This is a genomic window from Massilia aurea (assembly GCF_040790145.1).
Taxonomy (GTDB): Bacteria; Pseudomonadota; Gammaproteobacteria; order Burkholderiales; family Burkholderiaceae_D; genus Telluria; species Telluria aurea_C.
This window is the reverse complement of record NZ_JBFMMP010000001.1, coordinates 152,312-177,670: the sequence shown is the minus strand read 5'-3', so window position 1 is coordinate 177,670 and position 25,359 is coordinate 152,312. Positions and strand designations below refer to the sequence as shown.

At 65.4% G+C, this 25,359-nt stretch carries 19 protein-coding genes and 2 tRNA genes; 6 read left to right on the top strand and 15 right to left on the bottom strand.

Features of this window, described 5'->3' with window-relative positions; genetic code table 11:
- Positions 1–34: 34 nt before the first annotated feature.
- The 3 genes from AB2N08_RS00750 to AB2N08_RS00740 form a co-directional block, all read right to left on the bottom strand.
- The gene (locus tag AB2N08_RS00750) at positions 35–682 is read right to left on the bottom strand and encodes a tetratricopeptide repeat protein (protein ID WP_367608716.1); all 648 of its coding nucleotides are present in this window, start codon (positions 680–682) and stop codon (positions 35–37) included.
- Positions 683–790: 108 nt separating this feature from the next.
- Positions 791–1,450 (bottom strand): 3'-5' exonuclease, encoded by a 660-nt coding sequence (locus AB2N08_RS00745; protein ID WP_370662392.1) that lies wholly within the window; start codon positions 1,448–1,450, stop codon positions 791–793.
- A gap of 65 nt (positions 1,451–1,515) precedes the next feature.
- Positions 1,516–2,781: an Hsp70 family protein gene (locus tag AB2N08_RS00740; protein ID WP_367608714.1), complete on the bottom strand. Its 1,266-nt coding sequence runs from the start codon at positions 2,779–2,781 to the stop codon at positions 1,516–1,518.
- Positions 2,782–3,015: 234 nt separating this feature from the next.
- On the opposite strand from AB2N08_RS00740, the gene AB2N08_RS00735 reads away from it, so the two are divergent.
- Genes AB2N08_RS00735 through cphA (AB2N08_RS00725) form a run of 3 tightly spaced genes read left to right on the top strand, consistent with a single transcriptional unit; the run spans position 3,016 to position 7,390 of the window.
- Positions 3,016–3,927 carry an isoaspartyl peptidase/L-asparaginase gene (locus tag AB2N08_RS00735; RefSeq protein WP_367608713.1) on the top strand — a complete coding sequence of 304 codons (912 nt, stop codon included), beginning with the start codon at positions 3,016–3,018 and terminating at the stop codon, positions 3,925–3,927.
- Positions 3,924–4,805: a cyanophycinase gene (locus AB2N08_RS00730; protein WP_367608712.1), complete on the top strand. Its 882-nt coding sequence runs from the start codon at positions 3,924–3,926 to the stop codon at positions 4,803–4,805. Before AB2N08_RS00735 ends, AB2N08_RS00730 begins: the two co-directional genes overlap by 4 nt.
- Positions 4,802–7,390: a cyanophycin synthetase gene (gene cphA / locus AB2N08_RS00725; RefSeq protein WP_367608711.1), complete on the top strand. Its 2,589-nt coding sequence runs from the start codon at positions 4,802–4,804 to the stop codon at positions 7,388–7,390. Before AB2N08_RS00730 ends, cphA (AB2N08_RS00725) begins: the two co-directional genes overlap by 4 nt.
- 278 nt (positions 7,391–7,668) lie before the next feature.
- Here cphA (AB2N08_RS00725) and cphA (AB2N08_RS00720) read toward each other — a convergent pair whose 3' ends face one another.
- The 4 genes from cphA (AB2N08_RS00720) to AB2N08_RS00705 form a co-directional block, all read right to left on the bottom strand.
- The gene (cphA, locus tag AB2N08_RS00720; RefSeq protein WP_367608710.1) at positions 7,669–10,302 is read right to left on the bottom strand and encodes a cyanophycin synthetase; all 2,634 of its coding nucleotides are present in this window, start codon (positions 10,300–10,302) and stop codon (positions 7,669–7,671) included.
- Positions 10,303–10,393: 91 nt separating this feature from the next.
- A complete protein-coding gene (locus AB2N08_RS00715; protein WP_367608709.1) occupies positions 10,394–11,854 on the bottom strand; it encodes an iron-containing redox enzyme family protein in 1,461 nt (486 codons plus the stop codon).
- A gap of 133 nt (positions 11,855–11,987) precedes the next feature.
- Positions 11,988–12,602 (bottom strand): isochorismatase family protein, encoded by a 615-nt coding sequence (locus tag AB2N08_RS00710; RefSeq protein WP_367608708.1) that lies wholly within the window; start codon positions 12,600–12,602, stop codon positions 11,988–11,990.
- A 99-nt stretch (positions 12,603–12,701) separates the two neighbouring features.
- A complete protein-coding gene (locus AB2N08_RS00705; RefSeq protein WP_367608707.1) occupies positions 12,702–14,099 on the bottom strand; it encodes an amino acid permease in 1,398 nt (465 codons plus the stop codon).
- A gap of 376 nt (positions 14,100–14,475) precedes the next feature.
- Between AB2N08_RS00705 and AB2N08_RS00700 the strand changes: the two genes are divergently transcribed.
- Positions 14,476–16,512, top strand: a complete 2,037-nt coding sequence (locus AB2N08_RS00700) for a diguanylate cyclase (protein ID WP_367608706.1) — start codon at positions 14,476–14,478, stop codon at positions 16,510–16,512.
- A gap of 3 nt (positions 16,513–16,515) precedes the next feature.
- Here AB2N08_RS00700 and AB2N08_RS00695 read toward each other — a convergent pair whose 3' ends face one another.
- The 7 genes from AB2N08_RS00695 to AB2N08_RS00665 all read right to left on the bottom strand — a co-directional run bounded on the left by AB2N08_RS00695 (position 16,516) and on the right by AB2N08_RS00665 (position 21,745).
- Positions 16,516–18,486, bottom strand: a complete 1,971-nt coding sequence (locus tag AB2N08_RS00695) for an MHYT domain-containing protein (RefSeq protein WP_367608705.1) — start codon at positions 18,484–18,486, stop codon at positions 16,516–16,518.
- A 215-nt stretch (positions 18,487–18,701) separates the two neighbouring features.
- Positions 18,702–19,214, bottom strand: coding sequence for a hypothetical protein (locus AB2N08_RS00690; RefSeq protein WP_367608704.1), 513 nt, complete (start codon positions 19,212–19,214; stop codon positions 18,702–18,704).
- Between the two features lie 168 nt (positions 19,215–19,382).
- Positions 19,383–19,457 (bottom strand) — tRNA-Val (locus AB2N08_RS00685).
- A 130-nt stretch (positions 19,458–19,587) separates the two neighbouring features.
- Positions 19,588–19,662 (bottom strand) — tRNA-Val (locus AB2N08_RS00680).
- A 37-nt stretch (positions 19,663–19,699) separates the two neighbouring features.
- The gene (gene dnaQ, locus AB2N08_RS00675; protein WP_367608703.1) at positions 19,700–20,407 is read right to left on the bottom strand and encodes a DNA polymerase III subunit epsilon; all 708 of its coding nucleotides are present in this window, start codon (positions 20,405–20,407) and stop codon (positions 19,700–19,702) included.
- A gap of 65 nt (positions 20,408–20,472) precedes the next feature.
- On the bottom strand, positions 20,473–20,949 hold the full coding sequence (gene rnhA, locus AB2N08_RS00670) for a ribonuclease HI (protein ID WP_367608702.1): 477 nt from the start codon (positions 20,947–20,949) through the stop codon (positions 20,473–20,475).
- A 7-nt stretch (positions 20,950–20,956) separates the two neighbouring features.
- A complete protein-coding gene (locus AB2N08_RS00665; protein WP_367608701.1) occupies positions 20,957–21,745 on the bottom strand; it encodes a class I SAM-dependent methyltransferase in 789 nt (262 codons plus the stop codon).
- Between the two features lie 26 nt (positions 21,746–21,771).
- Here AB2N08_RS00665 and gloB point away from each other — a divergent pair, with 26 nt between their 5' ends.
- On the top strand, positions 21,772–22,572 hold the full coding sequence (gloB, locus tag AB2N08_RS00660; RefSeq protein ID WP_370662391.1) for a hydroxyacylglutathione hydrolase: 801 nt from the start codon (positions 21,772–21,774) through the stop codon (positions 22,570–22,572).
- 6 nt (positions 22,573–22,578) lie between these two features.
- Here gloB and aceB read toward each other — a convergent pair whose 3' ends face one another.
- Positions 22,579–24,168: a malate synthase A gene (gene aceB, locus AB2N08_RS00655; protein ID WP_367608699.1), complete on the bottom strand. Its 1,590-nt coding sequence runs from the start codon at positions 24,166–24,168 to the stop codon at positions 22,579–22,581.
- A 171-nt stretch (positions 24,169–24,339) separates the two neighbouring features.
- Here aceB and AB2N08_RS00650 point away from each other — a divergent pair, with 171 nt between their 5' ends.
- Positions 24,340–25,245 carry a LysR family transcriptional regulator gene (locus tag AB2N08_RS00650; protein ID WP_367608698.1) on the top strand — a complete coding sequence of 302 codons (906 nt, stop codon included), beginning with the start codon at positions 24,340–24,342 and terminating at the stop codon, positions 25,243–25,245.
- Positions 25,246–25,359: the final 114 nt, after the last annotated feature.

The following is a 25,359-nucleotide window of genomic DNA, read 5'->3' as shown; positions in this document are numbered from 1 at the left end:
AACGACAACAGTGCAAACCGATGGGCGGCGACGCTTACAGCAGGCCGAGCGCCTGCCGGGCCACGGGATTGCCGGCCTCGGCCGCATGGCGGTACCAGTACAGCGCCTGCGCGCTGCTGGCGGCCACGCCCAGGCCGCGGGCATACATATGCGCCAGCTGGACTTGCGCCGCCACGTGGCCTTGCAGTGCGGCCTTGCGGTACCACGCCATCGCCAGCGGGTGGCTGACCGCGACGCCCAGGCCGTGCAGGTAGCCGTGCGCGAGCTGGGCCTGGGCACGCGCCATGCCCTGCTCGGCAGCGCGGTAGAACCAGCTGAGCGCAGCCTGGTGCGACAGGGCCACGCCGCGCCCCTTGCGGTACAGCAGCCCCAGATTGTATTGCGCCGAGCGATCGCCCTGCTGCGCGGCGCGCCGAAACCAGCGGGCGGCGTGGACGTGGTCGGCGGCGAGACCCCGGCCGTTGTAGTACATGGCGCCGAGGTGGTTCTGGGCATAGGCCAGGCCGCGCGAGGCCGCGCGCGTCATCCAGACGGCGGCCTGGGCGTCGTCGCGCTCGACGCCGTGGCCGCGCAGGTAGAGCTGGGCGAGGTTGAACTGGGCGTACGGGTCGCCGTTCCAGGCGGCGCGGTGGTACCAGGTGAACGTATCGGCGCCTGCGCGGGCGGCATGTTCGGGGGTCATCCAGATCCTTTCGACAAGTCGTGCGGACGGCCGCAGAAGCGGCCGTTTCATTGCCAAAAGTTTAATTAAATCGTGGATGGCGCGGTTTGCGACCGCACAATGGGGGCGTCAGGCGGCGGCTGCGGCAACCGCGATCTGGCGTTCGCGCACGGTCGCGGCGTATTTCTCGAGAAAGACCGGGATCTTCGCGGCGGCCACCTTGTTGATCGACACCAGCAAGCTCGGCTCGACCCGGTCGATACCGCAAGTGCGCCCGAGATGCCGCGCGGCATGCAGCAGCACCTCGGCGGCGACCTGGGCATCGGCCTCGGCCCGGTGGGCGGTGCCGACGAACGGAATGCCAAGCTGGCTCGACAGCTGGCCCAGCTTGTAGCTGGCCAGGCCCGGGAACAGGCGGCGCGACAGCTTCAGCGAACACACCAGGCCGATGTGCTGGGTCGTGCGGCCAAGGCGCGCGCCTTCGGCTTTCAGGAATTTCTCGTCGAAGCTGGCGTTGTGCGCCGACAGCACATCGCCGCCGATGAAATCGATCAGTTCCGGCACCACCTGGTAGGCCGGTGGCGCGCTGTCGACCATCTGCTGCGTGATGCCGGTCAGGGCCGTGATGAAGGACGGCACGCGCACGCCACAATTGACGAGCGAGACGTAGCGCTCGGTCACTTCGCCGCCGACGATGCGCAGGGCCGCGACTTCCGTGATGCGGTCGCCCATGTCGGGCGACAGGCCGGTGGTCTCGAAGTCGAGCATCACCAGCGGTCGGTCGTACATACTCATCATTGCTCCTTGTTGTGTGCGAGTGCAGCCAACCTTCGGCCGAACCTTCAGCCGGCCCGTTAGCCGAACTTGCGCAGCGCGTCGAGCGCCAGGCCCGTGCCGATGCTGCCGAACAGGTCGCCCTCGACGCGGCGCGCATCCGGCACCATCGCGCCGATCCGTGCGCGCAAGAGCCCCACGCCGCTCGAGCCGCCGGTGAAGAAGACCGTGTCGACATCGCCGGGCCCCACGCCGGCGTCGACGAATAGTTTACCGACTGTGGTGGCCACCTGCTCCACCAGTTGCGCGATCGCCGCTTCGAACTGCGCGCGCGCGATATCGAGCGACTCGGGCGGCGACAAGCGGTCAAGCTGCAGATTGACCATGTCGGCGTCGGACAACGCGATCTTGGCGCCTTCCACCTGCATCGCCAGCCAGTGGCCCGAGCGGTCTTCGATCAGGTTTTGCAGGCGCGCGATGCGGGCCGGCTCGGCCGCGTCGCGCGCGAGGTCGGCCAGTTGCGTCACGCTCTTGCGCGTGTACGCCTGGTTGATCGTGTGCCAGGTGGCCAGGTTGAAATAGTAGCTCGACGGGATCTCGGCGCCCGAGCGCAGCTTGCTGCCGTAGCCGAGCAGCGGCATGACGCCCGCCAGGCTCAGGTACTTGTCGAAATCGGTGCCGCCGATGTGCACGCCGCCGTTGGCCAGGATGTCGTCGCGGCGATCAAGCCGTCCAGCGCGCTCGGGGCCGAGGCGCACCAGCGAAAAGTCGGACGTACCGCCGCCGATGTCGGCGATCAGGACCAGTTCTTCGCGTTCGATGCGCGACTCGTAGTCGAAGGCCGCGGCGATCGGCTCATACTGGAAGCCGATCTCGCGAAAACCGACCGAGCGCGCGACGTCCTCGAGCGTATCCTGGGCCAGCCGGTCGGCCTGGGCGTCGTCGTCGATGAAGAACACGGGCCGGCCGAACACGGCGCTCTCGAACGGCTGGCCGGCCTGGGTCTCGGCGCGCCGCTTGACCTCGCCGATGAATTGCGCGAGCAGCGAGCGGAACGACACCGAGCGGCCCGCGACCTCGGTCTGGCCGTCGATCAGGCTGGTGCCGAGCAGGCTCTTCAGCGAGCGCATCAGGCGGCCTTCGTAGCCTTCGAGATATTCGGCCAGCGCGGCGCGGCCATAGCTGACGCGCTCGTCGTCGGCGTTGAAGAACACCACCGACGGCAGCGTCGGCTTGCCATCCTCGAGGGTCAACAGCGCCGTCGGAGCGGATTGCATGGTGTCGGGCCGATACCAGCCGACCGTGGAATTTGACGTGCCGAAGTCAACGCCGCAAGCGTGCACCATAGGAACCTTTATCTAGAAGGGGCGGTATGGTAACAGATTCCTCGCGGTATAGCTTCCCGCTCTTGCGTCCATTATTTGCGCCTGTTTTTCTGCCTGTAAGCAAGCTCTTACAGGGAGGCGGCAGGCGTACCGATATGGCTGTATCGAAGAACATTGCATAATTGCTAAATGGCGCGCCACGAGTGCGCCAGCTTCTAGAAGACATCACAACAATAAAGCAGAAAGATTGACCGGATGAGCAATACCCCCCACGCTGGCGCCGTCGTTGTTCACGGCGGCGCCGGTGCGTCGCGCAACCATGAAGACGGTTGCGTGCTGGCTGCGCGCCGCGCGCTGGCGCAGCTTGAAATCAATGGCGACGCGCTCGACGCGGCAATCGGCGCCGTCACCACGATGGAAGATGATGGCCGCTTCAATGCCGGCAGCGGTTCGGTACTGGGCCTCGATGGCGCCACCGTCGAAATGGATGCCTCGATCATGGACACGCGCGGGCGCCTGGGCGCGGTCGCCTGTGTACAGGGGGTGATGAACCCGGTGCAATTGGCGCGCGCGGTGGCCGACACGCCGCACTGGCTGCTCGTCGCGGAAGGCGCCAGCCGGTTTGCAAGCACGATCGGCATGCGTGAAGCCGCCCCCGTGTCGGACCGCCAGCGCACGGCCCACCGCACACTGATGTCGCAACTGGCCGGTTCGATGCCGATGATGCCGGGCCTGGACCGCGACCTGATCGAGCATTACTGGAACTACAACACGCCGCTGCGACTGCCCGAAGGCGTGGCCTGCGACACCGTCGGCGCGGTCGTGCGCGGCGCCGATGGTCATTTTGCCGTCGCCTGTTCGAGCGGCGGCTCATCCCCCGCACTCCTGGGCCGTGTCGGTGACACGCCGATCATCGGCAGCGGTTTCTTTGCCGGGCCTGAAGGCGCCGTTGCCGCCACCGGCATTGGCGAGCAGATCGTGCGGCACCTGCTTGCACGCACCGTATACGGCTGGATCGCCGACGGCATGCTGCTGGCTGACGCCTTGCAGCGCGGTGTCGCCCTGTTTTCGCCCGATATCAAGGTCGGCCTGATTGCGGTGAGCCGCAGTGACGCCGGCGCGTTCAGCAACAGCGATATGCCCACCTCGAAAATGATCCAACGATGATTCAAGAACCCGAAGTACAGCGTAATGGCCACCTCGTCATCATCGGCGGCAGCGAAGACCGCCAGCACGATATGCAGATCCTGTCGCGCTTTGTCGAACTGGCCGGCGGCATCGATGCGCGCATCGTCGTGATCACGGCAGCGAGCCAGATCGCCGACGAGATGTGGCATATCTACGATGAAGCCTTTGGCGCGCTCGGCGTGACGCGCCGCAGCCACCTCGAGATCACGAGCCGCGAAGACGCGAACGACGACAACTTCGTGCGCCAGGTCGCCGAGGCCGACGGCATCTTCATGACCGGCGGCGACCAGAAACGCCTGCTGGCGCTGATCGGCGGCACCGCACTGGACGCCGAGATGCACATGGCGCTGAAAGTGCGCGGCGCAACCATCGGCGGCACCAGCGCCGGCGCGTCGGCCATGTCGGGCCATATGCTCGCGCAGGGCCGCACCGACCTGCTGCCCGAAAAAGGCTCGGTGAGCCTGGGCGCTGGCCTGGGCTTTCTGCACCGCGTGGTGGTCGACCAGCATTTCTCGGAGCGCCAGCGTTTGTCGCGGCTGTTGTCGATCGTCGCGCAAAACCCGTACCTGCAGGGGATCGGGATCGATGAAGACACGGCGCTCGTGATCGAGCGCGGCGTGGGCATCGAGGTGCTCGGCGAAGGCGCGGTGACGGTCGTCGACGGGCGCTCGATGAGCACGAATGTCGCCGAGATCAAGGACCGGGCCACGCCCGAATTGATCGACGTGCGGCTGCACCTGCTGCCGTCTGGCGCCAGGTATTCGCTGCCGGTGGGCGACGAACCGGTCGGCAAGCGCATTCCCGCATCGCTGCTGGATTTTCTGCAGATTGTCACCAAGCGCACGCCCATCTCATGAAGATCAGGGAAAAACGATTGCTGCGCGGCCCGAACCTGTATGCCGAGTCCCCATCGCTGATGGCGCTGGTCGACAACGGCGGCATGAAGGGCCGCGGCTTCGGCGCGCGTCTGCTGGCGCTGATGCCGGCGCTGCCGCCTTCCGCGGCCGTGCGCCTGCTGGACGATGCGCTGCCGGTCGATGCGCTTGAGCCGGTGGTCATGGAACTGCAACGGCTGGCCGGCGCCGCAGGCAGGCATTGTGCGACGATGCCGGTGGCGGGCCACGATGGGCGACGCCGCATCGTCTGCGGCTATGCTGTCGAACAGGTCGCGAGCGAGGCGCTGCAGGTCGGCGTGAAGCTACTGGGTGCGCTGACGCGCGATGAAGCGTTCGATCTCGATGCGGCCGTAGCAATCCTGCGCGATCTGTGCGAGAAGCACGCGATCGGCACCAGTACGGGCGCCGTGCTCGATGCGGCGCACCGGCGCGGCATTCCGTCGCGGCGGTTGACCGACGACGCCAACCTGTTCCAGCTGGGCTGGGGCAGCCGCCAGAAGCGCCTGCAGGCAACCATTACCAGCGCTACCAATTCCATTGCGGTGAGCATCGCGGGCGACAAGCACCTGACCAAGGCCCTGCTCGGCCAGGCCGGCGTGCCCGTGCCGCGTGGCGAGGTCGTCGCCACCTGCGCGGCGGCCCAGCGCGTGGCGCGTCGCCTCGGGTGCGCGGTGGTGGTCAAACCACTGGACGCGAACCAGGGCAAGGGCGTGACGGTCGATTGCGCCACGGCGGATGCCATCGAGCGGGCCTTCGCGCACGCCCGACAGCATGGCCGGCGTGTGATCGTCGAAGAATATCTGCGGGGGCGCGATTACCGCGTGCTCGTCACCGGCAACCGGATCGCCGCCGCGTCGTGGCGCCGACCGCCGGGCGTGACGGGCGATGGGCATTCGACGATTCGCGAACTGGTGGCGCTTGAAAACCGCAATCCGGCGCGTGGCGATGGGCATGCCAATATCCTGACCAAGATTCCCCTCGACGCGTTGGCACTCGAGACGCTGGCGAAGCAAGGCTATGCGCCGGGTACCGTGCTCACGGCCGGGATCAGCGCCGACTTGCGCGGCAACGCGAATCTGTCCACCGGCGGCACCGCCGAAGACGTGACCGACCTGCTGCCGGAAGAAACGCGCGACCTGTGTCTGCGCGCCGCGCGCACGATCGGCCTGGATGTCGCCGGCATCGACATCATCTGCGACGACATCGCCCTGCCCTTGCGGACGCAGCACGGCGGCGTCATCGAAGTCAATGCCGCACCGGGCATCCGCATGCACCGGTATCCGAGTCGCGGCGCGCCGCGCGATGCCGGTGACGCCATCATCGAGGCACTGTTCGGCGATGGCGATGGCCGCATTCCGGTGGTCGCGGTGACGGGCACCAACGGCAAGACGACCACGAGCCTGCTGATCGAACACGCGGTCCGCCTTGCGGGCCTGCGCACCGGCGTGACCACGACGAGCGGCGTGTATCTGAACGGGCTGCTGGCGTATGAAGGCGACTGCACCGGCTACCATTCGGCGCGCAGCGTACTGGGTTCGCCGGACGTGGACTTCGCGGTGCTGGAAACGGCGCGCGGCGGCATCCTGAAACGCGGCCTGGCGTTCGACCGCTGCGACGTGGCGGTGGTGCTGAACGTCTCGGCCGACCATCTCGGGCTGGACGGCATCGACACGATCGACGACCTGGCCCGGGTGAAGGCCCTGGTGGCATCCCGGGCGTCGCGCGCGGTGGTGCTCAATGCCGAAGACGCGTACTGCGTGCAGATGGCGGACACGCTGGCCGACACCGTCGAACGCATTTACTTCGCGCTGGACGCCGAAGACCCGACCCTGCTGCGCCACATCGAACATGGTGGACGCGGCGTGTACCTGCAGGACGCGACGATCGTCATGGCCGGCGGCGTGCGGCATGAAGCGCTGCTCGAGGTCCAGGCCATGCCCGTCTCACTGGGCGGACGCGCGCGCTACAACATCGCCAACGCGATGGCGGCAGCGGGGGCGCTGATGGCGAGCGGGTTCAGTCACGCCGAGATCGCCGCAGGTTTGCGCAGCTTTGTCTCCGACAGCAAGCACAATCCGCTGCGCTCGAACCTGTTCGATATCGACGGCGTCACGGTCATCGTCGACTACGCCCACAACTGCGCCGCCTACGCCGCGCTGGCCGAGATGGCGCGGGCCATGACCGCCGGCCGCCTGGTCGGCGTGGTCGCCGCACCGGGCGACCGCCGCGACGCCGACCTGATCGACATCGGCCGCACGTGCGCCGCCGGCTTCGACGAGTTGATCGTGTACGAAAGCGAAGCCCGCGGCCGCGCCGAAGGCGAATCCGCAACGCTGATCGCGCGCGGCGCAAAGCTGGCCAGGCTCGGCGACGACCAGCTGCAAGTCGAGCACGACGTCCATTGCGCCATCCGGCTCGGCTTGTCGCGCTGCGTGGCAGGCGACGTCCTGGTCTTCGGCTGCGGCTCGTCGATCTCCGAACTGACCGAAGCCCTGCGCCCGACGCGCCCGGACCTGGCGAACACGATCGAAGCCGCCGCGATCTGAACCAACTCCGCGAGACAGACGGCCCTTCACAGGCCGTTTTTTTTCGTCCAAGTAACCGCAAATCCGAATCAATTGCTCAACAATTCGACCCTGACCCTAATTGAAGATTTCACTACCGATATAAACCGAGAAACTGAACAATTAGGGTCAGTGTCGAATTCTTTGACAACATTTCAAAAAAAAGCGGGCTCAAATACATGAGCCCGCTTTTTTCGGGAGAAATTGCTCAACAATTTTACTCTGACCCTAATTGATGCGTAATCAAGCCGTAGATTGAATCAGGCGGTCTGGGCGGCGATCAGGGCGGCGCTTTCGGGGTCGGTGGCGCGGATGGCGTCGACGAAGACTTGCAGCGACGAGCCGCAGGCGAAGACCAGCACGTCGCCCGGCTCGCACAGGCTCAAGCCAAGGCGGATCGCGTTGCCCACTTCGAGCTCGCGGTGCAGCGTGTCGCTGATGCCGACTACCTCTTCGGCGCCGGCGAGGATCAGGTCGACCGCTTCGCCCGGTTCGCGGCCGCGGCTTTGCGACTCGTACACCACCAGCTCGTCGAAGCGCTCGCCGCACACGCGGCCGATCTGCTCCAGGTCGGTGTCGCGGCGGTCGCCGGGCGCTGTCACGATGCCGATCAGTTGGCCCGGCAGCATGCCGCGCGCCATGTCGGCCATGGCGGCGTAGGCGGCCGGGTTGTGGGCGTAGTCGACGATCACCGTCACACCGCGCACCTCGAACATATTCGTGCGCAGCGGGTTGGTGCGGCCGTTGGAGACGAACGTCGACAGGCCGGCGGCGATCTGCAGGTGGTTAAAATTGGCTGCCATCAGGCCCGCCGCCGCCGCCAGTGCGTTGGCAATGTTGAAGCGCGCCAGGCCGCCGAACGCCACCGGCATGCTCTCTACACGCAGCACCGCTTGCTGGCTGTGGCCATCGGCCAGCACCACCGCGCCGTCCTGCAGGTAGGCGCCGCGCCCGCCGTCTTCCAGGTGCTTGAGCATCACCGGGCTTTCGGCGTCCATCGAGAAGAACAGTACTTCTGCGCCCGGCTTGACGCGGCGCGCCATCTGCACGCACAGCGCATCTTCGGCATTGAGCACCACCGCCTTCGACGCCGACTGCGCCACCACGGCTTTCACCTGCGCCAGGTCTTCGATCGTGTCGACGCCGTCCAGGCCCAGGTGATCTGCCGCGATGTTGAGCACGATCGCAACGTCGCAGCGATCAAACGCCAGGCCGCGTTTCAGGATGCCGCCGCGCGCCGTTTCCAGCACTGCGACCTCGACTTCCGGTGCGCCCAGCACGGTCCGCGCCGACCAGTAGCCGGTGCAGTCGCCCTTGACGACCTGCTTGCCGTCGATGAACACGCCTTCGGTGGTCGTCACGCCTGTCACCTTGCCCGCCATGCGCGCCGCGTGCGCGACCAGCAAGGTGGTCGTGGTCTTGCCGTTGGTACCGGTCAGCGCGATCACCGGGATACGTCCGTCGGTGTCGCCCATCAAGCCCTCGACGATGGCGTCGCCGGCATCGCGCGGCTCGCCCGCGCTCGGGTACTGGTGCATGCGAATGCCCGGCGCAGCATTGACTTCGATGACCGCGCCCCGCTGCACCGCGAGCGGCTGCGAGATATCCTGGCACACGATGTCGATGCCGGCCACGTCCAGGCCGATCTTGGCGGCGGCGCGCACGCACAGCAGGCGCGTCGATTCGGGCAGCAGGTCGGTCACGTCTTCGGCGGTGCCGCCGGTCGACAGGTTCGCGTTGCCGCGCAGTTCGGCCGTCACGCCCACCGGCAGCACGCTGTCCAGTGCAAAGCCCTGGCGCGCCAGCATGTCGCTCGCGTGCTCGTCGAGCGTGATGCGGGTGAGGATGGTCGCATGGCCGGCGCCGCGCGCCGGGTTCGCGTTTTCGATCTCGACCAGTTCGCGCACCGTGCGGTTGCCGTCGCCGACGACATGCGCCGGACGGCGACACGAGGCGGCTGCCACGCGCCCGCAGGCCACCAGCACGCGGTAATCGCGTCCTTCGACGTGGCGCTCGACGATCACGCGCCGGCCGAAGCCGCGCGCGAACTCGAACGCCAGCGCCACATCGTCCGGCGTTGCGCATGCCACCGTGACGCCCTTGCCCTGGTTGCCGTCGAGCGGTTTGAGCGTCACCGGCACCGCCAGCCGGCGCGCTACGCGCTGCGCCGCCTCCACGGTGGTAACCACGTCGCCCTCGGGCACCGGCACGCCGGCTTCCTTCAGCAACGCCTTGGTCAGTTGCTTGTCGCTGGCGATCTTCACGGCGATGAAGCTGGTCTCTCCGGTGGTTGTCGCTTGCAGGCGTTTTTGCTTGACACCCCAACCGAGCAGGAACAGGTTCGCTTCTTCGGTGATGCGCTGGGTCGGGATGCCCCGCTCGTGCGCCGCCGCCAGCACGGCTGCGGTGCTGGTGCCAATTGCATAGCGCCCGGCCATGTCGCGTAATTCTTCCAGTCGTGGTTCGAGCGCAAAGGCTTCGCCGCGCGCCAGCGCCGTGACCAGATCGACGGCGAGATCGAACGCCGGCTCGGCCAGCTTCTCGCAAGTGTACGCAACGACGACGCGGAACTGGCCCGGATGCCCGTTCACCGGGCGGGTACGGCCAAAGTTGGCCGGTGCGCCAGCCAGCGATTGCAGTTCGAGAGCGACCGTCTCGATCACGCGACCCAGGTAGGTTCCGGCGGCCAGGCGCTGCGCGAAACCGCCCAGTGCGCCATCGGACAGGCGCGCGCCGCCCAGCAGGGGCAGCATCTCGAGCAAGGCCTGGTTGAAGCCGGGGATGTCCTTGGTAGAGCGGCCGTACTGTTCTTCCAGATCGATCACGGACAGCAGGCATGGGGAATCGGCGTGGACGTTCGGTCCGCGCAGGAAGCGTTGTTCCAGGATTTGCACGTTGGTGTTCCCTTGTTATGGTGTTGATGAAGCGGCGGCCGGTACACGCTCTCTACGCGCACCGGCCGCTTGTTTGCACTGCCCGTACGCCTCAGGCGTCGAACAGTTGCGTGTACATCCGGGTGGCCATCAGGCCCACCGTGGTGTGGTGCACTTCGGGCGACAGCAGACGCCCCAGCAGCGCCATGGCTTCTTGTTTGCCGCTGCTGGCCGCCACCTGCTGCTCGAGCACGCGCAGCTCGTTGCCGGCGTCTTGCTCGACCGCGCCCGGATGCCGGCGGATCAGGCCGCGCACCGGGAACGCCGTGCCGCGTTCGGTGCCCAGGCCATGCTGGTCGAGCGTGCGCTGGCGCGCGCGCGCGGTCAGCACGCGCGGCCCGGCCGCTTGGCGGCCGTCCGGGCTGCTGGTGATCCAGTCGCGCAGCACCTGCAACTCGTAGGCGTTGAACACGCCGAACATTTCGGCGCGCTCGCCTTCGACCAGGCGCCAGAACCGGCTGTGTTCCACCTCTTCGCCGCGCTTGATCCAGCCGGCGCCTTCCAGCGCCGCGAGGAACGCCGGGATCTGCGACGGCTCGGTCAGCCAGTCATTGACCGAGCGCCCCGCCACGCGGCAGTAATCGGAATGCATGTTCTTGCCGACGACGCTTTTGGCCGCCAGGATGTCGACCAGCTCGTCCTGCAGGTCGAATTCGCCGATGACCGACGTCGTGCTGGCGCCCAGTTCATTGAGGCGATAGCCGTTGACGACGCGCTGCCAGAACACGTCGCGGTCACCCACGCGCGGCATCAGGTCATGCACCGACTGCACCGCTTTGCGGGCATGGCCGCTGGTGGCATTGTCGACCGTCACGTGCAATGTGAAGTAATACGGGTCGATGCCCAGTTCATTGAGCTCGTAGGATGTGATCAAGAGGTGCAGCGGCAATTGTTCGTAGCCGAGGTTGTAGCCGATGATCTCGGGCAGGTAGTGTTCGGCATGATGGCCCAGCGCCAGTTGCAGCGCACCTTGCAGGAAATGGTCATCGTTCAACCCTTGCCAGCTGTCGCAGCCGTGCGTGGCCAGCAGCTTGCGGTACAGCGTGACGTGGTTCTTGTCGGGCAAGCCATCGCCCAGCTCTTCGAGATAGGTCTTGATCAGCGGATGAAACGCGACGTCGTCCCACTGGCGCACCAGGCCATACAGCCAGGCGCCATCGACCAGCTTGGTCGGGGCCACGCCCTTGATGAAATACAGCGCATGGGCGCGGCAACTGAAATAGCGGCGCGGCGCGCCGTTCTTGCGCGCAGCCAGGTATTCACGATATTCCTGGCCGACGATCTCGGTACGCTCCTCGATCCACGCTTGCAGGTCATTGATGTTCGATGGCAGGTCGACGGGCAAGTCGCGCGCGAGCGCGATATGGTCGTCGACGAATGACTTGGCGAGTTCAGGCTGCGCGGCCGGATCGGCGTACAGCGAAAAGTACAGATTCCTCGCGCGCTGCCCCTGCTCGGTAGGCAGCGGCGCGTTCTGGACGCCTGGCGCGTCGGCTAACAACATTGGGCTCATGTCTCGATTCTTGAAATGCGTTCTAAGGACGGTGAGGCATTATCCGTGCTGAACCATGTCGGGTGAATCGGTAGGCGCGCTGTATGGCTGTAAGATAGGGATTACAAAAATATTATCGTGCGATGCAATATTTTCATGCCGCCGCACCAATGGCCAGGTTGGCCACCAGACCGGCGCCCGACAGCTGAACCGGCACTGCCCCGCTATCGAGCATGCGCCCCAGCGCGCGATCGCCATCGCCGGCAGTGACATCCACGGCGCGGATCGCCTCGGTCACGAGCAAGACCTCGAAGCCGGCCGCCAGCCCGTCGACGACGGTATTGAGCACGCAATAGTCCGTTGCCAGTCCACACACGGCAAGCCGCCGGATGCCGCGCGCGCGCAGAGCGTCGGCCAGGCCGGTGCCGTTGAAGGCCGAATAGGCGTCGAGTTCGATCGTGGTTGCCTTGGAGACGACGACGGCGGCGTCAAGCTGCAGCGCCGCAGCAAAGCGGGCGCCATCGCTGCCGGCCACGCAGTGCACCGGCCACGGCCCGCCCTGGGCGGCAAACGAGCAGTGCAGCGCAGGATGCCAGTCGCGCGACACGTACACGGGCAGCGCTTGCGCACGGTACAGGTCGATCAGGCGATTGATCGGGGCCAGCACGGCGTCGCCCTGCGGGACGCCCAGGCTGCCGCCGGGAAGGAAGTCGACCTGCGGGTCGACGATCAGGAGGGCGTCGCCCCCGCCCAGCACGATGGCACTCATGGTTTCTCCTTGCATCTTCATTCACGCAACGCGGTGATCGCGCCGAAGATGAGAGCCTACCATGAAGCCCCCGTGCCGGCAGGGGCGTCGAGAACGACGTTACTGCGGCGTGTTCAGCAGCGAGCGCTTCTGCGCATAACCGAAGTACACGACCGCGCCGATCGACAGCCAGATCGCGAACGCAACCCAGGTATGCCAGCTCAGGAACGACATCAGCACCAGGCAGAAGATGATCGCCAGGATCGGGATCAAAGGCACGGCCGGGCAGCGGAACGCGCGTGGCAGATCAGGACGCTTCTTGCGCAGCACGATGACGGCGACCGAGACCAGCGTGAAGGCAGCCAGCGTGCCGATATTGACCAGTTCGGCCAGCACCGTCAGCGGCACCACGGCGGCGATCAAGCCGAAGATGATGCCTACCAGCCAGGTGGCGAAGAATGGCGTACCGTATTTCGGGTGCACCTTCGACAGGCGCGCCGGCATCAGGCCGTCGCGCGACATCGCGAACAGGATGCGGGTCTGGCCATACGCCATCACCAGCATCACGGTGCTCATGCCCAGAATTGCAGCCAGGTCGACGAAGCCGGCGACCCAGTCTTCGCCAGCGACCTGCAGCGCCAGCGACACCGGGTGGTCGACGCCCTTGAAATCCATGTGCGGCACGATGCCCGTCATGATCGCAGCCACCACCACGTACAGGATGGTGCAGATGATCAGCGAACCGATGATGCCGATCGGCAGGTCGCGCGCCGGGTTCTTGACTTCCTCTGCGGCCGAGGTCACGGCGTCGAAGCCGATAAAGGCGAAGAACACCAGTGCCGCGGCGCTCATCACGCCGGTCATGCCATAAGGCATGTACGGCTGCCAGTTCTCCGGCTTGACGTGGCCGACGCCGACGGCGATGAACAGCAGCACGACGCCGATCTTGATGATCACCATGATGTTGTTCAGACGCGCCGATTCACGCATGCCCAGCGACAGCAGGAACGTGATGGCCATCATGATCAAAAAGGCCGGCAGGTTGAACAAGGTCTCGACGCCGGGACGGGCGCCCGGGGCGGCGGTCAGCGCGTCCGGCAGCACGACGCCGAAGCCCGACAGCAGCGACTGGAAATAGCCCGACCAGCCGACGGCAACGGTCGAGGTTGCCAAGCCGTACTCGAGCAACAAGTCCCAGCCGATCATCCAGGCGACAAATTCGCCCAACGTGGCGTAGCTGTAGGTATAGATGGAACCGGCGACCGGGACGGTCGAGGCGAACTCGGCGTAGCACAGGGCCGCGAAGCAGCAGGCCATCGCCGCGATGACGAACGACAGCGACAGGCCTGGGCCGGCCGTGACGGCGCCGGTGCCGGTCAGCACGAAGATACCGGTGCCGACGATGGCGCCGATGCCCAGCAGGATCAGGTCGGTTGGGCCGAGCACCTTTTTAAGGCCGCCCGGCTTGGCGCTTGCGGCGATCATGGCGTCCAGATTCTTGGTTCTAAAAATACTCACTACGTGTTCTCCAATCAAATAATGGTGTGGTCCCGCGTCTTGTCATTACCGCGCCTGCCGGTTGGGCGAGCGCTCTCGAGATCCTGCCTGGTGGGCCGGCTTGCCTGACCTGGAAACCGCCGTTGCTGCGCCTGTAACCGTCCAGCTTTTTACAGGTGTGCCAATATAACCAGAATGTTGTCTCGAATCAAAGCAATCTAGTGAAACAGCTGCAATTTACGTGCCCGCAGGCAAATTTGACAAGCGTTGCGTAAACCGCGCGCCTGGCGTCACGGCGCTTGATTTCCCATAGTCAACATTCGATAATGACAGGAAGCATTTCACCCATCCCACATGGGCCGCCTCCCGCTTCCCGGACACCGCCGTTCCCGCCACCATGATTATCTCTCCCGGACATCTGCCGACTGCGGTGGCGCCGCCCTCACCAGGCCGGTACGGCTGGCAACGCGCGCTGGCGGCCGGCATCCTGGCGTTGACACTCGGCAGCGCGCTGGCGGCCCCCAGTCCGGAAGCCCGTCTGGCTGACATCGCGACCATGGCCGAGCAAAATAATGCGCTGGCGCGCACCACATTGGTGCGAGATGGTCCGACGCTCATCGCTGGCGCCCCGTACGACGTACGGATACGCTATCTGTTCCTGCTGCGCCGGGTGCAAGCCGATGGCGGCAATCTGCGCGATGCGTATGAGACGAACGAGCAGATCATCACCCTGGCCACGGCGGCAAGCGATCCGCGCAACCTGGCGGTGGCCAGCCTGGGTCGCGTGTATCGCCTGATCGACAATAACGATCCGGCCGGCGCACTCGGCCTGCTGGAAACGCTCGGCGCCCGCTACCGCGATCTCGACAGCATGGAATTCAAGGCCGGCTTCGACGCGCTCAAGGGTGGCGCCTACAGCGCCGTGGGCCAGTACGACCGCGCCCTGCAGCATTTCCTGCGTTCTCTCGAGCTGGTCCACAATTACCCGGACCTGTGGAGCCCGCGCGAAGCCGACATCCTGCTGGCCATGGCGCGCATGTACGTCAATTCACGCGATCCGGCACGCGCACTCGAGACGCTGCGCGAAGTGCGCACCGGCGAAAAGCGCCTGCCGCCGCGTCTCGACGCTGCGGCGTCGTTCTTCGAGGGCCGCGCCCTGGTCGCGCAGGAGCAGCCCCAAGCCGGCCTGCTGGCCTTTGAACGGGCGCTGGCGCTGGCCCGGACGCACCAGTTGATTTCGGTTCAGGCCAATGTGCTGGGCAATATCGCGAATGCCTACCTCAAGATGGGCAATTATGTCGACGCCGAAGCGGCGGCGCGCGCTGCCCTGATGCCGGCGCAAAAAAGCGAAGACAAGATCAGCCTGCAGATGGCGAAGGCGAATCTGGGCTTTGCGCTGTTCGGCCAGCGCCGTTTTCAAGAGGGCATGCGCTTGGTCGATGAAGTGTGCGTGGACATGCGCCAAGCGGGCGCCATGTCCACGCTCGCGCGCATTCTGGCCGAGAAGAGCCAGGCATTGGAACAGGCCGGCCGTTTCAAGGAAGCGCTGGCCACGCTGCGCGAACGGGACACCGTGATGCAGCAACTGGCGCTGAACGACCGCAACAAGGCAATTTCGGCGCTGCAAGAACAGTTCAAGTCGCGCGAGCGTGCGGCCCAGATCGACAGCCTGCGCCTGGAAAATGCCGCCAAGGACGCCGAACTGCGCCATCGCACACTGATCCAGACTGCCGCTTCGCTGGGCGCGGCGCTGGCGCTGCTGCTGTGCGCTGGCGTGCTGTGGCTGTACCGCAAATCGGAACGTACCGGCCAGCGCCTGTCGGAGCTGAACGCCGAGCTGGCGCATCATTCGGCGCACGATCCGCTCACGGGCCTGCACAACCGGCGCTCGTTCCAGGACCGCATGCGCAGCCGCACCGGCGAGGCGGCGCCGCAGCCCGATGCGGCGGACTGCTTCACGCTGCTGGACATCGACCATTTCAAGCGCATCAACGACGAGTACGGGCACGCCGCCGGCGACGCCGTGCTGATCGAAGTGGGCAAGCGCCTGCGCGCAACGCTGCGCGAGTCGGACATGGTGCTGCGCTGGGGCGGCGAAGAATTCCTCGTGTATTCGCAGGGCGTCACGCCGGCGCAGCGGCCACTGCTCGTACGCCGCATCCTCGACGCACTGGCCAGTGCGCCGGTGTTGCTGGCCGACGGTACCCAGCTGGCCGTCAGCGCGACAGCCGGCGCCGTCTCGCTGCCGTTCGCAGTCGATCAGGACGATGCGCCCGCGATGCCGATGGATTGGCAGCAAGCCATCGCCCTGGCCGACCGCGCCATGTACAAGGGCAAGGAAGCAGGCCGCAACCGCGCCTATATCGTGGCGGGCCTGCAGCGCCCCGAAGGTGCTCTGCGGCTCGACCTGGTGTTGCCGGGCGTCCCGGCTTGAGCGCTACACCGTAGAAACCGGGCTGCGGCGCGCACTGACTGCCGCCACGGTCTGCAGCAGCGCCGCCGGCACCAGCGGCTTGGCGAGAAAGTCATCGAACCCCGCCGCCAGCGCCTGCTGCTCGTCTTCCTGGCGCGCAAATGCTGTCAGGGCAATCACCGGCACGCTGGCGATCACCCTATCCGGCAAGGCGCGCAGCCGGCGAATGAACTCGAAACCATCGACCACCGGCATGCCGATGTCGCTGATGATCAGGTCGGGCGAGTGCAGCGCGATCAGGCGCAGGGCTTCCTGGGCGCTGCTGGCGGTCAGGATCGTGGCCTGGCTGAGCGCCAGCACTTCCTGCACCAGCTCGAGCGAATCGAGCGCATCGTCGATCACCAGCACCGTCAACCCTTGCAGCACGAGCGCTGCCAGAGGCTGGCCTGGCACGTGCGCCGCTGCGGCGGGCAGCGCGGTGCAGGCGTCCGACAAAGGCATGCGCAGCAAAAACGTGGCGCCCTGCCCTTCGCCGTCGCTGGCCACGCTCAGCACGCCGCCCTGAAGATCGATGAGCTGGCGCGCAATCGCCAGCCCCAGGCCCAGCCCCCCGTGGCGCCGCGTCGATGAGGCATCGGCCTGGCGGAAGCGGTCAAACACGAACGGCAGAAAAGCCGCCGGTATGCCGGCGCCGGTATCCTGCACGGCGATCTCGCACGCGCCGCCGGCGCTGCGCAGCGACACCGTCACGACCCCACCCGGCTCGCTGAACTTGATGGCATTCGACAGCAGGTTCACCATCACCTGCTGCAGGCGGCCACTGTCGCCATCGATGCGGCCGGCGTCAGCATCGAGCTGCGCCACCAGCGCGACCTGGCGCGCCAGCGCCGCTGGGCGCGTCGTGTCGAGCGCTGCGTTGATGAAATCCCGGGGCCACAATGGCGCGAGGTCGATCCGCACCTTGCCGGCCAGTAGCCGGCTCATGTCGAGCATGTCTTCGATCAGTTCGGACTGCGCACGCGCATTGCGCTCGATCGTGCACAGGCCGCGCTTCAGCGAAGCATCGTCGCGCCCGCCCTGCAGCAGCAATTGCGACCAGCCAAGCATGGCGTTGAGCGGCGTGCGCAATTCGTGCGACAGCGTGGCCAGGAATTCATCCTTCATCTGGCTGACGTTTTCGGCGTCGAGCCGCGCCTGCTGCTCGATCAGGAACAGCTTCTGGCGCTCGGCGGCGGCCACCAGCGAGGCGGCGATAATGCGGTTGCGCGCTTCAAGACGCGCATCGAAAATCGTGGCCAGCAACGTGATGCTCAGCAGCGACACCGTGGCAATCGTCACCAGCGCCGCCAGGTGATCCTGATCGACGCCGACCAGCGCGGCGCCACACACGCTGCCGGGCGCAAAGTGCGCGGCGGCCATGCCGGTGTAGTGCATGCCGGCGATCGCCCCGCCCATGACCACACTGGCAGCCAGTTGCAACGTGCGGCGCGAGCGCCCTTCTTCATGCATGCGGGCGCCGATCTGCAGCGCCAGCGCCGACGCGCCGATCGCGATGGCGATCGACAGCGCAAACAGCCACGGTGAATAGGTGATGGCCGGGTGCATTTGCATGCTGGCCATGCCGGTGTAGTGCATGGCAATGATGCCCAACCCCATCAGCAGCGCGCTGATTGCCAGCTGGCGCGGTCGTGGTGTGCGGTGCCGAAAATGCCACAGGGCCAGACCGGAAGACACGACCGGCAACACCCACGAAACCAGACTCGTCAGTGGATCGTAGCCCATCGGCAATGGCAGGCGGAACGCCAGCATGCCGATGAAGTGCATCGCCCAGATGCCGCTGCCCATGGTCAGGGCGCCGCCGGCAACCCACAGATAGCGTGCACGCCCGCGCGCCTGCTTGACGCGGATAGCCAGGCTCAGCGCCGTGTAAGAGGCAAGGATGCCGACCATGATCGAGATAACGACCAGCCAGGGTTGATAATGGCCATCTACCATACAGGGTTCGCCGGTTGAGTGTGTTGGATACCGGCCGTTACCTTGGGCAGAGCCCACGCCGTACTTTGTATGCGGCAAGTGTACAGGGCGAACCGATGGGCACGGGTGAATTCCGGTTGTCGGACCACCCATTTCACCTTCCTTGATGGACAATTGGGCATGTCAGAAACGCGCCGGGCGCCCGGGCTTTACTGCTGAAGGCGCAGCGCTGCAGGTTAGTGCGCAGCAAACGCCTCACGCACACTGGCCCGGATCAGCGCCAGATGTTGCTCGGCCACGTCTTTCCCGTATTTTGACGCCTGCATCGCCATATGCCAGTGGGCCAGCGCGCGCTGCAATGCAACCTCGTCGTTGGCAGCATCGATCTGGCGCACCAGTTCGGCGGCCATCGGACCAAGGCAGGTCGTCGCGGTGCGGCGCATCATCTCCTTGACGGGTGCGAGCCGCGCATCGTCCGCAGCCGGTGCCGGTGTCGGTGCCGGCTTCTCGCTGGCGGGTGCAATCAGGCCCAGGGCAGAGAGTTCGCCAAGAATGGTGCGCACCTGATCCGCCGGCATCAGTCCACCGAGGGCGCCGACGCCTTTCTGGCCATCGAGCATGATCAGGATGCTGCGCTGCCGGCTGGTCAAGCCGCCGCGCCGCTGCGCGACTTCGTCCCGACCTTTCACCGTCTTGGTATAGGCGACATCGGCCGGCGCGGCATGGGCGTGTGGTGGATCGGCGAGCATCGGTAACCTGGGGCCTGTGGAGAAAATAATTCTACAAGGCAATTATTACCGAGGTGTGTCAACGGGCAGGTATTGCCAGTGAGCGCCCTCGTCCGGCCGTGCTGACGACCATGAAGCAAAAAAGGCCTGCACATTACTGTGCAGGCCTTTTTGGTGAAACATATTCGTTGGTGGGAAGTGGCAGTTTCGAACTGCCGACCCCTGCAGTGTGAATGCAGTGCTCTACCCCTGAGCTAACCTCCCAGCGAGGCCGTATTATGCCACAGCCGAAACATTATGCCAAATGGCAATCCGCGGATTGTCCGCCCACGCCGGCGCAAAAAGCGGCGCAGAAACGAACAAGGCCAGCATCTCTGCTGGCCTTGCATATTCTTGGTGGGAAGTGCAAGTTTCGAACTTGCGACCCCTGCAGTGTGAATGCAGTGCTCTACCCCTGAGCTAACCTCCCGAAGCGAGGCATATTATGGCATAGAATTATTTCGGCGTCACCCCTGCGCCGCATAATTGCGCCACACGCAGCTGCCCTTCACGCTCTTGTCGAGGCCAGCCAGCACGCCATCGTGCTCGGCCAGTTCGTCGGCGCTGGCCGTCACCACGATGATCTCGCCGAGCGGCACGATCTCGAGCTTCTCGCCATCATGCGTCGATTCTTCTTCCACATCCATGGTCAGCGAATTCTGACCGCGCGTCATCGCCAGATACACATCGGCCAGCAACTCCGAGTCAAGCAGCGCGCCGTGCAGCTTGCGGTGCGCGTTCGAGATGTCGTAGCGGTCGCACAGCGCATCGAGCGAGTTGCGCTTGCCGGGATGCAGTTCCTTCGCCTGCACCAGCGTGTCGATCACGCCGTCGCAATACTGGACGAATGGCGGCAGGCCCATGCGTGTGAACTCGGCATTCAGAAATCCCAGGTCGAATGGCGCGTTGTGGATGATCACTTGCGCGCCTTCGATGAAGTCGCGCAGCTGATGGGCGATCTCGTGGAACTTCGGCTTGTCGCTCAGGAACTCGGTGGTCAAGCCGTGCACTGCCAGCGCGCCCTCGTCCGAATCGCGTTCGGGGTTGATGTAGACGTGGTAGTTATTGCCGGTCAGCTTGCGATTGAAAATTTCAACGCAGCCGACTTCGATGACGCGGTCGCCGGTGCGCGGATTGAGGCCTGTGGTTTCGGTATCGAGAACGATCTGACGCATGGTGCAATTCTAAAAAGTGGGTGCGGTATAGCCAGTGCAGTATACCAAGGGTGGCGCAGTGGCGTTCAACGCCGGGCCGATGCTGCCCCGCGATTGGCCAATACGTCGGCCCGCTCATTGCCCGGGTGGCCGTTGTGGCCGCGCACCCAGCGCCATTCAACGGCGTGCTGCTGCTGGGCCAGGTCGAGCGCCTTCCACAGGTCTTCGTTTTTCACGGGCTCTTTTGCCGCGGTTTTCCAGCCGCGCGCCTTCCAGCCATGGATCCATTCGGAGATTCCTTTTTGCACGTATTGGCTGTCGGTGTGCAGCACCACCTGGCACGGGCGGTTCAGCACGCCCAGCGCCTCGATCACGGCGCGCAATTCCATGCGGTTGTTGGTGGTGTTCGGCTCGCCGCCGAAGATTTCTTTTTCGTGGCCGTTCGCCACCAGCAGCGCGCCCCAACCGCCGGTACCGGGATTGCCCTTGCAAGCGCCGTCGGTAAAAATTTCGACCTGGGTCGAGGTTGCTTGGTTTGCAGCTTCGTTCGTCTGTTCGCTCATGCCCTGCTTAATCACTTTCTATTCGTTCAATCCGATTGGCAGCCGGCACTGCCGCCGGCCGCTTGCTCGTTTTCTTGTTCCATGCGGGACCGATGAGGTGCATGCCCTTGACCCGCTTGATCGCGTGCACCACGTAGACGGCGCCCAGATAGGGCCACCAGCGCCCGCCCGCCGACTCCATCATCGCGAAGCGGCTGAGCCATTGGGCAGTGCGGCATGGCGGCGCGTAGCAGCCGAAGTGGCTGCGCGTGGCGCTCAGGTTAAGCAATTTTAGCCAGTCTTTCAGGCGCGGCATAGAAATGAATTCGCCGGTGTCAGGCAAGTAGCCGCTGCGCGTGACCCGTCCAAGCCCCTGGCGCATGCCCCACAGACTGGCCGGATTGAAGCCGCAGATGATCACCTGCCCTTCTGGAATCAATACGCGCTCGACTTCGCGCAAGACCTGGTGCGGCTCCGCGGCGAACTCGAGCACGTGCGGCAGCACCACCAGGTCGATGCTGTTCGACGCAAACGGCAGCTCGGCGAAGTCGACCGCCGCGGCGATCTGGCGCCCGCTCGAGGCAAATGCAAGCTCGTCGGCATTCGAGGTGCGCGTGGCGACCTGCCACCTGTTGGGCATGCGGCTGGCAGCCAGCGCGTCGAGCTGCGGCACGCCGATCTGCAGCGCGTTGTAGCCGAAAATATCGGCCGTCAATTCACCGAGGCAGGCTTGCTCGAACGCGCGCACGTAAACGCCGGCCGGCGATTGGAGCCAGTTGTCGAGCGCTATAATGGATTTCTCGGCAGCGCTATCCATGCCACCTCTTGACCAACCACATGACCATGACACCTCCACGGCAGCCGGCCCTGTCGGTACTGACAGTGCCGGCCTTCAAAGACAATTACCTCTGGCTGATTCACGACGGCACGCATGCGGCCGTCGTCGACCCGGGCGACGCAGCGCCGATCCACGCGGCGCTGGCCGCGCACGACCTGCGCCTGACTGCCATTCTACTCACCCATCATCATGCTGACCATATTGGCGGCGTTCCGGCCTTGCTGACCGAGTGGGCCGTGCCCGTGTTCGGGCCGAAGAACGATGGCATCGCCCTCGTGACACATCCGCTGGTGCAGGGCGAGTCCATCGAGGTTCCAGGCATCGGCTTGACGCTGGACGTGCTCGACGTGCCGGGCCATACGCTGGGGCACATCGCCTATGTGCGGCAGGATGACAGCGCGAATTGGCTGTTCTGCGGCGACACCCTGTTCGGCGCCGGTTGCGGGCGATTGTTCGAAGGCACGCCGGCGCAGATGGCTGCCTCGCTCGCGCAACTCGCGCAACTGCCCGACGACACGCTGGTGTATTGCGCGCACGAGTACACGCTGTCGAACCTCGCATTCGCGCAGGCGGTCGATGGGGACAATACGGCCCTGAACGCGCGCGTGCTGGCCGATGGCGCGAAGCGCGCCGACGGTCAGCCGACCATTCCATCGACGATCGCGCTGGAAAAAGCGACCAACCCGTTCTTGCGCGAGACGACGCCGGCGATCGTGCGCAGCCTGGTGGCCGCTGGTCGACTGACCGAAGGTGCAGCGCCGGTGGAGGCGTTCGCGGCGCTGCGGGAGTGGAAGAATACCTACTAGCCAACCTCAGATTTCTTCGTACAGCGGCAGGGTCAGAAATTCCGCGAACGCGTCGGCCGTCGACATGTCTTCGAAGATGGTGGCGGCGCGTTCGTAGCTCGCATGCGTGCCATCGGCCGCCACCAGCTTCACCTTCTCCAGCTCTTGCGGAATCATCGCGCGCACCATGTCGGCCGTCACCTTGCGACCGTCTTCCAGCACGCCTTTCGATGACCGGATCCACTGCCACACCTGCGAACGGCTGATCTCGGCCGTCGCCGCATCTTCCATCAGATTGTGGATCGGCACGCAGCCGTTGCCGGCCAGCCAGGCGCCCAGGTAATGGATGCCCACGTTGATGTTGTAGCGCAGGCCCGCCTCGGTGATCGGCGCCTCCGGCTTGAAGTCGAGCAGCTGCGCCGCCGTGACGTTCACGTCAGGACGCTGCTTGTCGAACTGGTTCGGCCGGTCACCGAGCACTTTGGTGAACTCTTCCATCGCCAGGCCCACCAGCCCCGGGTGCGCGACCCAGCCGCCGTCGTAGCCATCGGTGGCATCGCGCGCTTTGTCAGTGCGCACGCCGCCCATGGCGATCTCGTTTTTCTCGGGATCGTTCTTGATCGGAATGAGCGCGGCCATGCCGCCGATGGCCGGCGCGCCGCGTGCATGACAGGTCTTGAGCAGCAACAGCGCGTAGGCACGCATGAACGGCGCCGTCATCGTCACCTTGGCGCGGTCGGCCAGGCAAAAATCGGTGTCGAGCTTGAACTTCTTGATGCACGAGAAAATGTAATCCCAGCGACCGGCGTTCAGGCCGGCGCTGTGCTCGCGCAGCTCGTACAGGATCTCGTCCATCTCGAACGCGGCCAGGATCGTTTCAATCAGTACCGTGGCCTTGATCGTGCCCTGCGGGATGCCCAGCAGGTCTTGCGTCATCACGAAGATGTCGTTCCACAGGCGCGCTTCCAGGTGCGACTCGAGTTTCGGCAGGTAGAAATACGGCCCGGCGCCGCGTGCCAGCAATTCTTTCGCGTTATGGACCATGAACAGCGCGAAATCAAAGATGCCGCCCGAGACGCGCTTGCCGTCGACCAGCACGTGCTTTTCATCGAGATGCCAGCCGCGCGGGCGCACCAGCAGCGTGGCGACCCTGTCGCCCAGGCGATACGATTTGCCGTTCTGCTCGAGCGAGATGGTCTTGCGGATCGCGTCGGACAGGTTGATCTGGCCTTCGATCTGGTTGGCCCAGTTGGGCGTGTTCGAATCCTCGAAGTCGGTCATATAGCTGTCGGCGCCCGAATTGAGCGCGTTGATGACCATCTTGCGCTCGACCGGCCCCGTGATCTCGACGCGGCGGCAATGCAGCGCGGCGGGGATCGGCGCGATGCGCCAGTCGCCGTCTCGAATATGGGCCGTCTCGGCCAAGAAGTCGGGCCGCTCGCCGGCATCCAGGCGCGCGGCGCGTTCGGCGCGCGCGGCGAGCAGCTGTTGCCGGCGCGGCTCGAACGCGCGCGTGAGCGTGGCTACCAGCGCCAGCGCGTCTGGCGTCAGGATCTGCTCGTAGGCCGGCTTGAAGGCGCCGGTGATTTCCATACCTTGGGGGATGCTGAGGGACATAGTAACTCCTGACAATGAGTGAAGATCGCGTGCAACGCCGCGACGGGACCCACCGCGCTTGGCGTTCATGTTGGCATCCAGTATATTCACCTGCGTAACGCTAAACGAGACAATTACGCACTTCATCTGTGCGTTTTTGTATCAGATCAACGCATGGAACAGGATGGACGGATGGGCACCTTTACCCAGATGGCAACATTTGTCGAGGTCGTGGCGCGCGGCAGCCTGTCGGGGGCGGCGCGCGCCGAAGGCATCGCGCCGGCCATGATCGGCCGCCGCCTCGATGCGCTGGAGTCACGGCTCGGCGTCAAGCTGCTACAAAGGACCACGCGCAAGCTCGTGCTGACCGACGAAGGCGTGGCGTTTCTCGAGGATTGCCAACGCATCCTGGCCGAAGTGAACGAGGCCGAATCGGCAATCTCGGAGCGCAGTGCGCGCGCCTCGGGGCACCTGACGGTGTCGGCGCCGGCCGGTTTCGGGCGCCAGCACGTGGCGCCGCTGCTCCCCTCGTTCCTGGCCGAGCACCGCGACGTGACGGTCAACCTGAACCTGAACGACCGCGTCATCGACCTCGTCGGCGATGGCGTCGACGTGGCGATCCGCATCGCCAGCCTGGGCGACTCGAACCTGGTCGGTGTGAAGCTGGCCGACAACGGGCGCGTGCTGGTGGCCGCGCCCGCCTACCTGAAACGCCATGGCACGCCGCGCGTGCCGGCCGACCTGGCGCGCCACAATTGCCTGGCGATCAGCAGCGAAGGCAGCCAGCGCGGCTGGACATTTCTCGACAATGGCAAGCCGGTTACGCTGAAAGTGAGCGGCAATATGGTGTGCAACGATGGCGCCGTGCTGCATGCCTGGGCGCTGGCCGGCAAGGGCCTGGCGTGGCGCTCGATGTGGGAAGTGGGCGACCAGATCGCCAGTGGCGAACTGTGCACGGTGCTGGACGACTTCGCCGCGCCGGGCAACGACATCCACGCCGTGTTTGCCCAGCGCCGTCACCTGCCGCTGCGAATCCGCGCCTTTGTCGACTTCTTGCGCCGCAGCTATGCGGCGCCCGACTACTGGCGCCAGCGCTGATCCTGACGTGCTACGGTGGTGCGCCAAGGCGGTGCGCCAAGGCGGCGCACCAAAGCTACAGGCGAAAAAAATCCCCGGCAGTTCCGGGGATTTTGGTCTCGCAATGCCTGCTAG

Bases quoted from the DNA above. Each gene is read 5' to 3' on its own strand.
- AB2N08_RS00750 (WP_367608716.1), bottom strand. From the start codon at position 682: ATGACCCCCGAACATGCCGCCCGCGCAGGCGCCGATACGTTCACCTGG.
- AB2N08_RS00745 (WP_370662392.1), bottom strand. From the start codon at position 1,450: ATGTACGACCGACCGCTGGTGATGCTCGACTTCGAGACCACCGGCCTG.
- AB2N08_RS00740 (WP_367608714.1), bottom strand. From the start codon at position 2,781: ATGGTGCACGCTTGCGGCGTTGACTTCGGCACGTCAAATTCCACGGTC.
- AB2N08_RS00735 (WP_367608713.1), top strand. From the start codon at position 3,016: ATGAGCAATACCCCCCACGCTGGCGCCGTCGTTGTTCACGGCGGCGCC.
- AB2N08_RS00730 (WP_367608712.1), top strand. From the start codon at position 3,924: ATGATTCAAGAACCCGAAGTACAGCGTAATGGCCACCTCGTCATCATC.
- cphA (WP_367608711.1), top strand. From the start codon at position 4,802: ATGAAGATCAGGGAAAAACGATTGCTGCGCGGCCCGAACCTGTATGCC.
- AB2N08_RS00715 (WP_367608709.1), bottom strand. From the start codon at position 11,854: ATGAGCCCAATGTTGTTAGCCGACGCGCCAGGCGTCCAGAACGCGCCG.
- AB2N08_RS00710 (WP_367608708.1), bottom strand. From the start codon at position 12,602: ATGAGTGCCATCGTGCTGGGCGGGGGCGACGCCCTCCTGATCGTCGAC.
- AB2N08_RS00700 (WP_367608706.1), top strand. From the start codon at position 14,476: ATGATTATCTCTCCCGGACATCTGCCGACTGCGGTGGCGCCGCCCTCA.
- AB2N08_RS00695 (WP_367608705.1), bottom strand. From the start codon at position 18,486: ATGGTAGATGGCCATTATCAACCCTGGCTGGTCGTTATCTCGATCATG.
- AB2N08_RS00690 (WP_367608704.1), bottom strand. From the start codon at position 19,214: ATGCTCGCCGATCCACCACACGCCCATGCCGCGCCGGCCGATGTCGCC.
- dnaQ (WP_367608703.1), bottom strand. From the start codon at position 20,407: ATGCGTCAGATCGTTCTCGATACCGAAACCACAGGCCTCAATCCGCGC.
- rnhA (WP_367608702.1), bottom strand. From the start codon at position 20,949: ATGAGCGAACAGACGAACGAAGCTGCAAACCAAGCAACCTCGACCCAG.
- AB2N08_RS00665 (WP_367608701.1), bottom strand. From the start codon at position 21,745: ATGGATAGCGCTGCCGAGAAATCCATTATAGCGCTCGACAACTGGCTC.
- gloB (WP_370662391.1), top strand. From the start codon at position 21,772: ATGACACCTCCACGGCAGCCGGCCCTGTCGGTACTGACAGTGCCGGCC.
- aceB (WP_367608699.1), bottom strand. From the start codon at position 24,168: ATGTCCCTCAGCATCCCCCAAGGTATGGAAATCACCGGCGCCTTCAAG.
- AB2N08_RS00650 (WP_367608698.1), top strand. From the start codon at position 24,340: ATGGGCACCTTTACCCAGATGGCAACATTTGTCGAGGTCGTGGCGCGC.